Below are 13,831 nucleotides of genomic sequence, written 5' to 3' on the forward strand. Positions count from 1 at the left end.
CATGAGCGAGACCGGAGCGTGGCGTCGTGTCGTCAGCAGCCTGTTCCCGCTCTGGGCGTGGCTGTTCCTGCTGGGCATCGCGGCGGGTCTGCTGCTCGACGTCCCCATCGGGGTCTCCAGCCTCGTCGTGCTCGTGTCCTTCGTGCTGTGCCTCGTGCGGCCGCCGAAGCAGGACCACCGTGAGCCGATCGACGTGGCCAGTCCCGTCCGCGGCACGTGGACCGTGGTGCACAGCCCTGCGTCGTCGGTGCCCAGTCACGGGGTCCGGGGGTACGGCCAGTCCCACGCGGTCGACCTCATCCACCCGCGACCTGCGGGCACCACGGCCGAGTACCCCGTGTTCGGCGGCTTCGAGAGGCCGGAGGAGTTCAGCTCGTTCGGCGAGCCGATCCACGCCGTCGCCGACGGCACCGTCGTGCGGGTCGTCGACGGTCGCCGCGACCACCTGTCACGCACCTCGTGGCTCGCCTTCGGCTACATGATGGTGATCGACGGGCTGCGCGATCTCGGCGGACCCGGCGCGGTGATCGGCAACCGGGTGGTCGTCGACCACGGTGACGGCGTCTACTCGCTCTACGCGCACGTGCGGCGGGGGACCGCGGCGGTGCGCGTCGGCGACCGGGTCGCCACCGGCGACGTCCTGGGCCAGGTGGGCAACTCGGGCAACACCTCCGAGCCCCACCTGCACTTCCAGCTGATGGACCGCGCGCAGCCGCTGCGGGCGGCCGGGCTCCCGATGACGTTCGCCGACATCTCCCAGGAGCCGGGCGCCGTGGACCGCGGGTGGACCACCAAGGAGCCCGAGACCGAGATCGAGCCGGGCATGCCGGCGAACTTCCAGGTCTTCGAGGCCTGACGGCGGGCCGTGACAGACTCGCCCCATGCCATCGCTGCGTGACGTCATCGCCGTCCTCGACGGCCTCTACGACCCTCGCTGGGCCGACGACTGGGACGCCGTGGGCACAGTCGCGGGCGACCCCGACGCCGAGGTCTCGTCGATCCTGTTCGCCGTCGACCCGGTCCAGGCGGTGGTCGACGAGGCGGTCGAGCGCGGTGCCCAGCTGGTCGTCACGCATCATCCGCTGTACCTCAAGGGCGTCACCTCGGTGGCCGCGACCACGCCCAAGGGCCGGGTCGTGCACACGCTCATCGCGAATGGGATCGCGCTGCACACGTGCCACACCAACGCCGACTGCGCGCCGCGCGGCGTCAGCGAGTCGATGGCCCTCGCGCTCGGCCTCACCGACGTCCGCCCGCTCGAGACCGACGCGGAGTCACCACTCGACAAATGGGTCGTCTACGTCCCGCGCGACGACGCCGAGCGGGTCGTCGGCGCCATGCACGACGCGGGCGCGGGTCGCCTCGGCGACTACGACCGGGCGCAGTTCCAGAGTCTGGGGCGCGGCTCCTTCCGCCCCCTCAACGGCGCCGACCCGGCGATCGGGTCGGTGGGGGAGGTCGAGTGGGTCGACGAGACCCGCGTCGAGGTCGTCGCCGAGCGGGGGATCCGCGAGGCGGTGCGCGCCGCGATGATCGGTGCCCACCCGTACGAGGAGGTCGCGTACGACCTCTGGCCCCTCGCGGCGCGACCCAGCGAGCGCGGCTCGGGCCGCATCGGCCGCCTGCCGCGGCCGATGACGCTGGGCGAGTTCGCCGAGCACGTCCGGACCAGCCTCCCGGCACACGCGGGCGCCACGCGCATCGCCGGCGACCTCGACCGGCGCGTCGAGACGGTGGCCCTGTGCGGCGGCTCGGGCGACTTCCTGCTCGGCACGGCACAGGCAGCCGGAGCCGACGTCTACGTCACCTCCGACCTGCGCCACCACCCCGTCAGCGAGCACCTCGAGCGCCCCGGTGCATGCGCCGTCGTCGACGTGCCGCACTGGGCGGCCGAGTGGACCTGGCTGCCGACCGTGGCGGCGGCCGTTCGCGAGGAGTTGGGCGATACGGTGAAGACCCACGTCTCCACGATCGGCACCGATCCCTGGAGCCGGACATTGTCATGAGGAGTCGCACGTGAAGGCTGAACCGGTCGCCCAGCAGGCGTTGCTGGACCTGCAGGAGAAGGACTCGGCGCTCGCGCAGCTGACCCACCGCCGCAACACCCTGCCCGAGCACGCCGAGATCGCCGCGTCCGAGGCGCGCCTGCGCGAGATCGAGTCCCGTCGGGTGGCCGCGCAGACCCGTGTGTCCGACCTCGAGCGGGCCCAGGCGAAGGCCGACGTCGAGGTGGAGCAGGTCAAGGCGCGCCGCACGCGCGACGAGGACCGGATGGCCTCCGGCGCGATCACGAACCCCAAGGACCTGTCCAGCCTGCAGAGCGAGCTGGAGGCCCTGGCCCGCCGGATCTCCACGCTGGAGGACGAGGAGCTCGAGGTCATGGAGCAGCTCGAGGCCGCGCAGGCCGAGCTGGACGAGGCTGTCGCCGCGCTCGAGACCGAGACCGCCTCCCGCGACGCGCTCGTGGCCGCGCGCGACGAGAAGATCGCCGCCCTCGACGCCGAGGCCGCGGAGGCGTCCACGGCCCGCGAGTCGATCCGGCCGAACGTCCCCGAGGACCTCTTCGCGCTCTACCAGAAGGTCGCTGCGAACCACGGCGGCCTCGGTGCCGCCGTGCTACGCGCGCGCCGCTGCCAGGGCTGCCACCTCGAGATCAACGGCGCCGACCTGCGGGAGCTGGCCGCCGAGCCCGAGGACACCGTGCTGCGCTGCCCCGAGTGCAGCCGCATCCTCGTCCGCAGCTCCGAGTCCGGCGTCTGATGGGCTGGGTCGCCGAGGCCGACGGAGGATCGCGCGGGAACCCGGGGCCGGCCGCCTACGGGTCGGCGCTGCTGCACGACGGCGTGCTCGTCGCCGACCGTGGCGAGACCATCGGCGTCGCCACGAACAACGTGGCGGAGTACCGCGGCCTGATCGGTGCGCTGGAGCTGGCCCGTGAGCACGCCGCCGGCCAGCCCGTCGAGGTCCGCATGGACTCCAAGCTCGTGATCGAGCAGATGGCGGGCCGCTGGAAGATCAAGCACCCCGACATGAAGCCGCTGGCGATGCAGGCGCAGGCGATCGTCTGCGACCTCGGCCCGGTCACCTGGACCTGGGTGCCGCGCGCGAAGAACGCCCGCGCCGACAGCCTGGCCAACGCCGCGCTCGACGCGCAGAAGGCGGGCCGTCCGGGCCTCGTGTCGACCCTCGAGTCCCGCGAGCCGGTGCAGCTGGCCGACGAGCCGCCCGAGGCTCCGGCGCTGTTCACCGAGCCTCGCGAGGCCGACGCTCCACTGGACGCGAAGGGCAAGAACCCGCTGCTGGGCTGGCGCGGCTCGATGCACGGCGACCCCACCACCTTCATCCTGCTGCGTCACGGCGTCACCGCCCACACGCAGCGCAAGCTCTTCAGCGGCACCGGCGGGGAGGACCCGCCCCTGGTCGACGAGGGCGTCGAGCAGGCCCGCCGCGCCGCCACGTGGATCGCCGAGCGCGGGGGAGCGGATGCCATCGTGGCCTCGCCGCTCCAGCGCACGCGCCAGACCGCCGCGCAGGTGGCCGAGCGTCTCGGCCTCCCGGTCGCGATCGAGGAGGGCTTCGCCGAGGCCGGCTTCGGCGAGTGGGACGGCTTCTCGTTCGGCGACATCATGAAGCGCTGGCCTGCAGAGCTCGAGAAGTGGCTCTCGTCCACCGCGGTCCCGCCGCCGGGCGGCGAGTCGTTCGACGAGGTCGCCACGCGCGTCGAGGCGGCCCGTGACCGGATCCTGCGCCAGTACGCCGGTCAGACGGTCGTCGTGGCCAGCCACGTCACGCCCATCAAGCTGATGGTGCGCCTCGCGCTCGGCTCGGACATGGGCGTCATCCACCGGATGGAGCTCGCCCCGGCCTCGATCACCACCATCGCCTGGTGGCCCGACGGCACCCCGAGCCTGCGCAACTTCTCGGTCACCCCCTGACGGGGGATCCCTCGCGGCGGAGTCAGCGCAGGATCACGTCGAGCCGCGTGGGGCCCGAGGACTCGACCGTCCAGCCGAGGTCGCGCAGCGCGTCGGCGAACGACTCCGCGTCCTTGGCCTCGACGCCCTCCACGAGCAGCTGGCGGACGACCTGGCCCTTGGTGGCCTTGTTGCTGTGGCTGACGATCGATCGCCTGCCGTTCGCCTCCGTCAGCACGCGCAGCGTCACCGAGCCGGCAGGAGCCTGCCCGAGCGCCACGTAGGTGCCCGAGCGGAGGTCGAGCACGAGCTCGCCCTCGGCCAGCTCGACGAGCGCCTTCGGCACGACGGGCTTCCAGCGGCTGGCGACGGTGCCGAGCCGGGGGAGCGAGACCGAGCCGCTCATCCGGTAGGCGGGGATGGCGTCGTGCGGCCGCAGCAGCCCGAAGAGCGCCGACGCGATCGCGAGGCTCGACCGCCCGCGCTCCTGCGCGGCCGCGTCGAGCGTGGCCCAGCCGAGCTCGGAGTAGAGCACGCCGGTGTAGACGTCGATCACCGGAGCCGTCGGCTCCTCGCGCAGTCGCGCGTTGCGGGCGATGTCGTCGACCTGCTTCGGCCCGAGCTCGAGGACCTCGGCGGCCCGCTTCGTGGAGCTGAGCCGCACGAGCGCGTTCAGCAGCTGCTCGCGCGTGCGGCTCAGCCGCGGCGACGAGAGGGTCTCGAGCTCGAGCGCGGGACCGGACTCGGGACGGGTCTTGCCCTCCGAGGGCGGCAGCACGATCAGCACGTGGCGACCCTATCGACCTCACACGTGCGAGACGCCCTCGAGGATCAGTACGACGGCGAACACGAAGAACGCGATCGCGGCGGCGTACTTGATCGTCTTCTCCGGCAGGCGCTTGCCGAGCAGGAAGCCCACCCAGATGGCCAGCGCGTCCGCCGCGACCATGCCGACGGTGCTGCCGATCCACGTGCCGAACCAGTTCTCCTGCACCGCCAGGGTGATGGTCGCGAGCATCGTCTTGTCGCCGAGCTCGGCGAGGAAGAACGCGGTGCCGACGGCCAGGATGGAGAAGCCGGTGCTCTTCTTGGCCTTCTCCGCCTCCTCCTCGGTGAGCTCGTCACCGCGCAGGGTCCACAGGCCGAACGCGATGAAGGCGACACCGGCCGCGATGGAGATCCAGGCCTGGTAGTCCTCGAAGGCGGCGCCGATGAAGTAGCCGATGGCGACCGACGCGAGATGGACGATCGCGGTGGCGATCGTGATGCCGATCAGCACGTCGCGGGCGCGGTAGCGCGTGGCGAACGTCATCGCCATCAGCTGGCTCTTGTCGCCGAGCTCGGCGACGAAGATCACCACGGTGCTCAGCAGCAGGGCTTCCCACATGAAAAAGGCTCCTCGTCCTGCCCGGACGAGGAGCGTGAGCGTACCGACGAGCCTCGACCGGGCTCGTGTACACGAATCCGGTCGAAAGTCTCGTCCGCCAGTTGCCTGGCCCGCTGCACCGGAGGCAAGGCCTCAGTGTGTCGACGCAGCGATTGGGGACTACTCCCTTTCGATGTCACCAGCCTACCGGGCGGGTCATGGCGCGGGTGCGGCGGGCATAGGATGGACGCGCGAATGAGTCGGCCGGGCGGTCGCGGCATCCCTCGAGGGTGTCGAGGAAAGTCCGGACTCCACAGAGCGACGGTGGTGGCCAACAGCCACCCACGGCGACGTGCGGGACAGTGCCACAGAGAACAGACCGCCAGCGGCCACCCTCGGGTGGTGCGGGTAAGGGTGAAACGGTGAGGTAAGAGCTCACCAGCACGGCGGGTGACCGTCGTGGCTCGGTAAACCCCACCGGGAGCAAGACCAAGTAGGCCCCGTCCGCGGGGCCGTGCCGCAGGGCTGCTCGTCCTCAGCGGCAGGTAGGTCGCACCGAGGTGTCCAGCAATGGGCATCCCAGATGGATGGCCGCCCCTGCTCCGGCAGGACAGAATCCGGCTTACAGGCCGACTCATTCGCGCCCCCGGGCGACCCGGGAGCGGTGGGGCTCGCGGAGGCCGTTCGGTCGACGTGCTCCCGACCGGCACACGCCAGTGGTTGCGCGTAGGTTGGCCACGTGAGCAAGGCGGTGTCGCCCACCCACCACCTGCCGGGCCCAGGTCCCTTTCTGACGATCCCCAACGCGATCACGTTGCTCCGCGCTGTGGGTGCCGCGGTCCTGGCGGTCACCGCGCTCGTCGTCTCTGATCCCGTCCCGTGGCTGATCGCCGGATACCTCACGTACTGGCTCGGTGACAGCCTCGATGGGCTCGCTGCGCGCGTGCTGGGTCAGGAGACGAGGGCCGGCGCGGTGTTCGACATCTGCAGTGATCGCCTGAGCACCGCGATCCTGGCGGCGGGACTGGTGATGCACGAGCCGGACCTGGCCCTACCCATCGGGATGTTCCTCGTCAACTTCATGGTGATCGACCAGCTCCTCTCGCTCTCGTTCCTGCTGTGGCCAATCGTGAGTCCCAACTACTTCGGCCAGATCGATCCCACCGTGTTCCGCTACAACTGGTCGCATCCGGCCAAGGCACTGAACAATGCCGGGATCATCGTCGCCGTCCTCATCGGCAGCATGCCCGTGGCCCTGGTGATCGTCACGGCCCAGCTGGCCGTCAAGATCGCCAGCGCCGTCCGAGTGGCACGTCTGGCCTCTGAGAGAGCGCCCGGGCCGATACGGGCCTACGGTGAGGTGGGTGCAGACGTGCTCCCCGATTCCGGCCACCCACCGGGTCGTGCGTGAGGCGCCTCGGGTCGGTGTAGACCCGGGGCTTCCCTCGGAGTCACGTCCATCCGTGTCGCGATGCCTCCGGAATCGTGCCCCCGGGCGTCCGGTCCCCGCATCGGGCACGATGAGCCCATGGCGTACTTCTACTGCTTGAAGCACAACACCGTCGAGGGCGAGGAGGGCTGCCGGGCGTCCGACCGCCTGGGGCCCTACGAGACCGAGGCCGATGCCGCGCGCGCCCTCGAGACCGCGCACGAGAAGTCGAAGGCGTGGGACGAGGACCCCAACTGGAACGACGACGCCCCACCTGCCGGCTCGCCTGAGTGACACAGTCCGACCGGCCTCCCCGCGGCGGGTGGCCGATCGCGTGGGCGGCACTCGTGCTGCCGTTGCTGGTGTGGGCCGTCGTGCTGGCCGGGGGCTGGGTCCCGCACGGTGACACGGCGGTCGAGGCCGTGCGCGCGCACGACGTGTTCGGCGCCCACACGCCCCTGCTGGGCATGCCCTCGACCAGTGGCGAGACGGTCGCGGGAGTGCACGCACACCATCCCGGACCCCTGCAGTTCCAGCTGCTCGCACCGCTCTACGCGCTGAGCGGCTTCGCCCCCTGGGCGCTCGTGGTCGGCTCCCTGCTGATCCTGGCGGCCCTCGTCGCCGTCTCGCTCGCCGCCGCCGACCGGGCGGCGGGCGCGCGGGGATGGCAGACGATGACGGTGGTGAACGCCGTCCTGGTGCTGGGAGTCGGCAGTGCCCTGGTCACGCCGTGGAACCCGTGGGTGGCGATGTTCGCCCTGGCGGCCGCGACCGCGTCGGCCTGGGCGGTCCTGGGCGGTCACGGTCGCTGGTGGCCGGCGTTCGTCGTCACCGTCTCGCTCGCGGCGCAGTCGCACCTGGCGGTCGCACCGGTGGCGGTGGCGATCGGCGTGGTCACGCTCGTCGTGTCGGTGCTGCTGGCGCGCCGCGATCGACTCGACCTGCCGCGCCGCTCCGTCGTCCTGACGGTGATCCTCGGGATCGCCTGCTGGGCCGCGCCGCTGGTGGAGGTCGCCCGGAACGAGCCCGACAACCTCGACCTGCTGTGGACCGTCGCGCGGTCCGGAGGCGGCGGGCCGCTCGCGATCCTGCTCCTGATCGCGGGGATCGCCGCCGTCGTGGGATGGACGGGCCGCCGAGGTCGCGGGCTGACCTCGGGTCGCCCGTTCGCGATCGTCCCGCTGACGCTCATCGGCACGCTCGTCCTCGTGGCGGCCGGCACCCGGGCGGGGGAGGGCCGCGACTGGTACGTCGTCTACGGCGCCGCGGTCCCGCTGACCCTCGTGGCCTGGGCCGTCGTCGGCCGGGTCCGCCGGTCGCGCCACCGCCGGACGCTGGGCCGTGTCGCCGTCGCGGTCGCCGTGGCGGCGTTCCTCTTCCTGGCTCGTCCGCTGTCGGACGCCGCGCGCCTGGACAGCGAGCGCGCCGCGCCCGTCGTCGACCGGGCGCGCGAGCTCGTCGAGGGCGGCGACGGACCGATCGCGATCGAGACGGTCGGCGGTCTCGCCTGGGTCAGCATCGGCCCGGCGGTCTACGCGGCGCTGCTGGCCGAGGGCCACGACGTGTCCTTCGACGCGCGCGTGGACGGGATGCGCGAGGACGACTTCCGGCACCCGCGGCACCTCGACGAGCCGCACCGCACGCTCGTCGTGCACAGCCATCCCGGCCGGCCCGAGCCGCCGCCCGAGGGGGCCGTGGTCGAGCGGGTCGAGCTCGCCCGGGACGCCGGGGCCACGGAGGTGGCGGGGGACGAGCGGTACGTCGACCTCGTGCTCGTGCAGCCGTAGGTCCCGAGCGGTCGCGCGTGTGCGGCGCTCGGGTGCAGCCCGTAGCGTCGGAGGCATGACCGTTCCCACCCTCACCCTCAACAACGGCGTCCAGATCCCGCAGTTCGGCTACGGCACGTGGCAGGTGCCGCCGGAGACCGCCGAGGACCGGGTCACCGAGGCCCTCGAGCTCGGCTACCGGCACATCGACACGGCGCAGATGTACGGCAACGAGGCCGGCGTCGGCGCTGCGATCGCCGCCTCCGGACTGGCGCGCGACGAGGTGTTCGTCACCACGAAGCTCAACAACAACCGCCACGACCCCGCCGTGGTCGCCTCGTCGCTCGACGAGTCGCTCGAGAGGCTCCAGCTCGACCGCGTGGACCTCTTCCTCATCCACTGGCCGCTGCCGACGATCGACATCGACTTCGTCGACACGTGGCGCGCGATGGAGGAGGTCTACTCCGCGGGCAAGGCGCGCGCGATCGGCGTCTCCAACTTCCAGCCCTCGCACCTGCGCCGCGTGGTGCAGGAGGCGACCGTGGTCCCGGCCGTGAACCAGGTCGAGATCCACCCGTACTTCGCCCAGGACGAGCTGCGCGCGCTGAACACCGAGCTCGGCATCGCGACCGAGGCCTGGTCGCCGCTCGCGCAGGGCCAGGTCTTCGACGACCCGGCGCTCCAGGCGATCGCGAACAGCACGGGTCGCAGCGTCTCGCAGGTCGTGCTGCGCTGGCACCTCCAGCGCGGGGACATCGTGTTCCCGAAGGCCTCGTCGGTCGAGCGCCTGAAGCAGAACTTCGACCTGTTCGACTTCGAGCTCTCCGACGCCGACATGAGCGCCGTCTCGGCCCTCGACGCCGGCCGCCGCATCGGCGCCGACCCGGACACGATGGCCTGGATCCCGCAGGGCTGACTGACACGAGAGCCCCGCTCGGTCGGCCGAGCGGGGCTCTCGTGCGTCAGCTCTCGAAGGAGTGCTCGGCCGCGGGGAACGTGCCGTCGGCGACCTCGTTCTGGTACTGCTCGACCGCACCCGAGATCACGCTGCGCAGGTCGGCGTACTTCTTGACGAAGCGCGGGGCGCGACCGGCGCGCAGGCCGAGCATGTCCTGCCAGACCAGCACCTGCGCGTCGCAGCCGGCGCCGGCGCCGATGCCCACCGTGGGGATGCGCAGAGTCGAGGTGACCTCTGTCGCGACCGGCTCGGGCACCATCTCCATCACCACCGCGAACGCGCCGGCGTCCTGCACGGCGAGCGCGTCGTCGATGAGCCGCTGACGGGCGTCGCCCCGGCCCTGCACCCGGTAGCCGCCGAGGCTGTGCTCGGACTGGGGCGTGAAGCCGATGTGCGCCATCACCGGGATGCCGCCCTCGGTGAGCTTGCGGATCTGGGGGGCCATCTCCGCGCCGCCCTCGAGCTTCACCGCATGCGCGAGGCCCTCCTTCATGAACCGCACGCCCGTGTCGTAGGCCTGCTCCGGATCGCGCTGGTACGAGCCGAAGGGTAGGTCGGCGACGACGAGCGTGCGCTGCACCGACCGCGTCACGGCCTTCACCAGGACCAGCATCTCGTCCACCGTGACGGGCAGCGAGGACTCGTAGCCGTAGACGTTGTTCGCGGCCGAGTCGCCGACGAGCAGCACGGGGATCCCGGCCTCGTCGAAGAGCTGGGCCGTGTACTGGTCGTAGCTGGTGAGCATCGCCCACCGATGACCCTCGGACTTCCACTTCGCGAGGTGGTGCGTGCGGACCTTGCGCACGTCGGGCGAGACGGTGGGACGGGAACCGTACGGTGCGGGCTCTTCAGTCATGCCCACACGGTAGCCCCCGGCGGACGGCGCTCGGCGACCGTAGACTGCTCGGGACCTCGATCCCGTCCCGCCAGGAACTCCGTGTCGACCTCATCCGCCTCGATCCCCAGCCGGATCGGACGACGACTCGCCCTGCGCGAGCACGCCTGGTTCTGGATCGCCCTCGGACTGCTGCTGGTGCCGATCGTCGTCTGGCTCGTCTCGCGCCTCGCGGAGGGCTGGCTGCCGCAGGGCGACGACGCGATGATCGCGATCCGCGCCCACGACGCCTGGACCGGCCACTGGCCGCTGGTGGGCATGCGCTCGACGAGCGACCAGACCGTGGAGGGCGTGTTCGCCTACCACCCCGGCCCGCTCGAGTTCTACGCGATCGGGCTGCCGTACCTCCTGTCGGGCTGGCGGGTGTGGGGCCTGCTCCTGGGCTGCGCCCTGGTGCTGGCGGCGTTCGTGGCCGTGTCGCTGTGGTCGGGCTACCGCGCCGCCGGGCGCCCCGGACTGTTGATGATGGTCGGCGCCACGGTCACGCTCTACGGACTGTTCGGCTCGGTGCTCGTGCTCCCGTGGAACCCGTGGCCCACGGTCTTCGGCCTGCTCGCGAGCCTCGCCGTCGCGTGGCGGATGCTGCTCGGCCACCGAGGCCTGTGGCCGCTGTTCATGGTGTGCGTCAGCTGGACCGGGCAGGCGCACCTGGGCGTCACGCCGATCGTCGGGCTGCTCGGCGTGTGGATGCTGGCCCTGACGGTCCGACGCTGGTGGCGGGGCTTTCGCAGCGCGCGCGGCGAGGTCGCCCGCACGCTGGTGGTCACGGTCGTCTGCTGGCTCGGACCGCTGGTGGAGGTGCTGACGTACTCGCCGAACAACATCGGCGAGATCGCCGCGCTCACGACCGCCGAGAAGACCGAGGACACGCCCACGGGCGAGGCCTGGGTCCACCTGACGCACATGGTCTTCCCGTGGGTCCGGCTCTGGCGCGATGCCGGTGACGTGACGTACCCGGGCGTGGCGCTGATCGTGCTCGGGATCGTCGCCGTCGTGTGGCGCCGGCGGGACCGGCGCCGGCGCCGTCCGGTCGACCGTGACGTCGATGCGGCCACCAGCGCGGTCGTCGTCGGGCTCTTCGCGGTGGCCGCGACCTTCTGGGCCGGCACGCGCACCGGCGGCGGACTGCGCATCGTCTACCTCGACTTCACGATGGCGGGACCGGTCTTCTTCACGTTCGCGGTCGCACTCTGGGCGTTCCACCGGGCGCGCGTCTCGCTGCGCGGGAGGGACGCGAGCGATGAGCGGATCCGCACGCTGACCACCGCGGCCGCCGCCGGGGTGCTGGCGCTGCCGGTGCTGGGCACCGCCGCGGGCTCCTCGTCGGTGCGCACGTTCGTCGAGGCGGGCCACCAGGTCAACGTGGAGCAGGCCCGCCTCGTGCTCGACGAGCTCGTGCCGGTGCTGGGGGAGGCGCCGTACGCCGACCTGCCGGTCGAGGTCGAGGGAGTCGGCTTCACGGCGTGGGGGAGCGTGGGACCGGCGGTCTCGCACCGGCTCGTGGTCGACGGGCGCGACGTGTTCTACGAGTCGTGGTGGCCGAAGTCGGCCGACGACGACCACCGGCGCCCGCGCGACATCGACGGCGAGCGCGTGGTGGTGCGCCTCGAGGAGCGCCCGGGCACCGCGCCGTGGGAGGACCCGGAGGAGCCCGTGGACGAGACCCTCACCTTCCCGCTGCTGACCGACGAGGCCGGCGGCGAGATCCGCGTCCTGCTGTCGGTCCGCGCGGACTGACGTCTCAGAGGCTCTCGCGCCACCGGCTGGTGATCGGCACGCGCCGGTCGCGACCGAAGTTGCGCTTGCTGATCTTCGGACCCGGCGGGTACTGGCGACGCTTGTACTCGGCGCGGTCGACGAGCGTGATGACCTTCTCCACGATCGCGGGGTCGAAGCCCTCGGCGACCACGTCGGCCGAGCCGAGGTCGCGCTCGACGTACGCGTCGAGGATGCCGTCGAGCACCGGGTAGGGGGGCAGGCTGTCGGAGTCCCGCTGGCCGGGGCGCAGCTCGGCCGACGGCTCCTTCGAGATCGTGTTCGGCGGGATCGGGGGCGTCTGACCCTGCGACTCGGCCCACGCGTTGCGCCACTTCGCGAGCTCCCACACGACGGTCTTCGGCACGTCCTTGATGGGCGCGTAGCCGCCCACCGCGTCGCCGTAGATCGTGGAGTAGCCCGTGGCCAGCTCGGACTTGTTGCCGCACGCGAGCACCAGGTGGTTCTCCTGGTTGGACAGGCCCATCCAGATCACGGCGCGGATGCGGGCCTGGAGGTTCTCCTCGGCGATCCCGTCGAGGCTCAGCACGTCTTGGTAGGCGTCGAAGATCGGCGCGATCGGGACGGTGCGCAGGCTCAGGCCCGTGCGCTGGGCCTGGTCGGCGGCGTCGGAGCGCGAGTGCTCGGTGGACCACTCGCTGGGGTTGGAGACGCCGAAAACCCGATCGGGGCCCAGCGCGTCACACGCGATCGCGGCGACGAGGGTGGAGTCGATGCCGCCCGACATCCCGAACAGCACCGAGGTGAAGCCGTTCTTCTCGACGTAGTCGCGCAGGCCCAGGACGATCGCCTGCCACCGCTCGCCGAGGTCGTCCCAGCGCTCGGCGACGCTGCCGCTGGTGGGCTCGTAGGCGGGCAGTGGATCGCTGCTGATGACGGTGCGCTCGACCAGCAGTCCCTCGAACCGGGTGCCGGGCTCGGGCATGGCGGCGGTGGCGGCCTGCAGGTCGAGGTCGGCGATCAGCAGCTCGCTCTCGAACTGCCCCGCACGGGCGACGACCTCGCCCCGGGAGTCGACCACGAGCGAGTCGCCGTCGAAGACCAGCTCGTCCTGGCCGCCGACGAGGTTGGCGTACGCGAGGGCGCACTCGCCCTCGCGAGCCCGGCGCGCGCACAGGTCGAGCCGCTCGTCGTCCTTCGCGGCCTCGTACGGCGAGCCGTTGAGCACGACGAGCAGGCCGGCCTCGGCGTGCCTGGCGGCCTGGGACGGCCCGTCCTGCCAGATGTCCTCGCAGATCGCGATCGCGATGTCGACGCCGTGGACCTGGATGATCTGGGTGCGGTCGCCGGCCACGAAGTGGCGGAACTCGTCGAACACGCCGTAGTTGGGCAGGTGGTGCTTGTCGTAGCGCGTCACGACCTCGCCGCCGGTGAGGACCGAGGCGGAGTTGACCGGGGCGTTCTTGGGCACGCCGAGGCGGTCCTCCACGTGGGTGGCGCGGTCGAGGTGGCCGACGATGACGACGAGGTCGCCCAGGCCCTCCTGCGCGAGGCGCTCGGCCAGCGTGACGACGGCGGCCTGCGAGCGCTCGATGAACGACTTGCGGTAGGCGAGGTCCTCGATCGGGTAGCCGGTCAGCACCATCTCGGGGGTGACCAGCACGTGCGCCCCCGCGGCGTGCGCGTCACGCGCGTGCTGCAGGACGAGCTCGAGGTTGCCGTCGACGTCTCCGACGACGGCGTTGACCTGGGCGAGGGCGAGACGAAGTTGGGGCACGACTCCCAGC

General features: G+C 71.9%; 13 protein-coding genes and 1 other RNA gene. 10 read left to right on the plus strand and 4 right to left on the minus strand.

The genetic code is table 11. The features are described 5' to 3' along the window. The first annotated feature begins 1 nt into the window (after position 1). The 4 genes from ACK99Q_RS10225 to ACK99Q_RS10240 are packed head-to-tail and all read left to right on the plus strand — an operon-like array spanning position 2 to position 3,935. Positions 2–856 (plus strand): M23 family metallopeptidase, encoded by an 855-nt coding sequence (locus ACK99Q_RS10225; protein ID WP_410186005.1) that lies wholly within the window; start codon positions 2–4, stop codon positions 854–856. Positions 857–881: 25 nt separating this feature from the next. After that, the gene (locus tag ACK99Q_RS10230; RefSeq protein ID WP_410186006.1) at positions 882–2,006 is read left to right on the plus strand and encodes a Nif3-like dinuclear metal center hexameric protein; all 1,125 of its coding nucleotides are present in this window, start codon (positions 882–884) and stop codon (positions 2,004–2,006) included. 10 nt (positions 2,007–2,016) lie between these two features. Next, a complete protein-coding gene (locus tag ACK99Q_RS10235) occupies positions 2,017–2,760 on the plus strand; it encodes a zinc ribbon domain-containing protein (RefSeq protein ID WP_410186007.1) in 744 nt (247 codons plus the stop codon). After that, the gene (locus ACK99Q_RS10240) at positions 2,760–3,935 is read left to right on the plus strand and encodes a bifunctional RNase H/acid phosphatase (RefSeq protein WP_410186008.1); all 1,176 of its coding nucleotides are present in this window, start codon (positions 2,760–2,762) and stop codon (positions 3,933–3,935) included. Before ACK99Q_RS10235 ends, ACK99Q_RS10240 begins: the two co-directional genes overlap by 1 nt. Before the next feature lie 22 nt (positions 3,936–3,957). Here the strand turns inward: ACK99Q_RS10240 and ACK99Q_RS10245 are convergent, their stop codons facing one another. Both ACK99Q_RS10245 and ACK99Q_RS10250 read right to left on the minus strand, forming a co-directional pair. Continuing rightward, positions 3,958–4,701, minus strand: a complete 744-nt coding sequence (locus ACK99Q_RS10245) for a YaaA family protein (protein WP_410186009.1) — start codon at positions 4,699–4,701, stop codon at positions 3,958–3,960. Positions 4,702–4,719: 18 nt separating this feature from the next. Then, on the minus strand, positions 4,720–5,301 hold the full coding sequence (locus tag ACK99Q_RS10250) for a TMEM165/GDT1 family protein (RefSeq protein WP_410186010.1): 582 nt from the start codon (positions 5,299–5,301) through the stop codon (positions 4,720–4,722). 235 nt (positions 5,302–5,536) lie between these two features. Here ACK99Q_RS10250 and rnpB point away from each other — a divergent pair. The 5 genes from rnpB (at position 5,537) to ACK99Q_RS10275 (ending at position 9,391) form a co-directional block, all read left to right on the plus strand. Continuing rightward, positions 5,537–5,921: RNase P RNA component class A (gene rnpB / locus ACK99Q_RS10255), an RNA gene on the plus strand. A gap of 98 nt (positions 5,922–6,019) precedes the next feature. Next, entirely contained in the window at positions 6,020–6,691 is a 672-nt protein-coding gene (locus tag ACK99Q_RS10260) for a CDP-alcohol phosphatidyltransferase family protein (RefSeq protein WP_410186011.1), read from the plus strand. Positions 6,692–6,808: 117 nt separating this feature from the next. Then, positions 6,809–7,003: a hypothetical protein gene (locus tag ACK99Q_RS10265; RefSeq protein ID WP_410186012.1), complete on the plus strand. Its 195-nt coding sequence runs from the start codon at positions 6,809–6,811 to the stop codon at positions 7,001–7,003. Then, on the plus strand, positions 7,000–8,496 hold the full coding sequence (locus tag ACK99Q_RS10270; protein WP_410186013.1) for a hypothetical protein: 1,497 nt from the start codon (positions 7,000–7,002) through the stop codon (positions 8,494–8,496). Before ACK99Q_RS10265 ends, ACK99Q_RS10270 begins: the two co-directional genes overlap by 4 nt. A 55-nt stretch (positions 8,497–8,551) precedes the next feature. Further along, on the plus strand, positions 8,552–9,391 hold the full coding sequence (locus tag ACK99Q_RS10275; protein ID WP_410186014.1) for an aldo/keto reductase: 840 nt from the start codon (positions 8,552–8,554) through the stop codon (positions 9,389–9,391). Positions 9,392–9,437: 46 nt separating this feature from the next. Here ACK99Q_RS10275 and panB read toward each other — a convergent pair whose 3' ends face one another. Then, positions 9,438–10,289: a 3-methyl-2-oxobutanoate hydroxymethyltransferase gene (panB, locus tag ACK99Q_RS10280; RefSeq protein ID WP_410186015.1), complete on the minus strand. Its 852-nt coding sequence runs from the start codon at positions 10,287–10,289 to the stop codon at positions 9,438–9,440. Positions 10,290–10,370: 81 nt separating this feature from the next. On the opposite strand from panB, the gene ACK99Q_RS10285 reads away from it, so the two are divergent. Next, entirely contained in the window at positions 10,371–12,065 is a 1,695-nt protein-coding gene (locus tag ACK99Q_RS10285; RefSeq protein ID WP_410186016.1) for a hypothetical protein, read from the plus strand. Between the two features lie 4 nt (positions 12,066–12,069). Here the strand turns inward: ACK99Q_RS10285 and ACK99Q_RS10290 are convergent, their stop codons facing one another. Next, the gene (locus ACK99Q_RS10290; protein ID WP_410186017.1) at positions 12,070–13,821 is read right to left on the minus strand and encodes an NAD+ synthase; all 1,752 of its coding nucleotides are present in this window, start codon (positions 13,819–13,821) and stop codon (positions 12,070–12,072) included. Positions 13,822–13,831 lie beyond the last annotated feature (10 nt).

Origin of the sequence: Aeromicrobium sp. MLTX1, from assembly GCF_046452335.1 — a bacterium.
In the GTDB taxonomy this organism is placed as follows: domain Bacteria; phylum Actinomycetota; class Actinomycetes; order Propionibacteriales; family Nocardioidaceae; genus Aeromicrobium.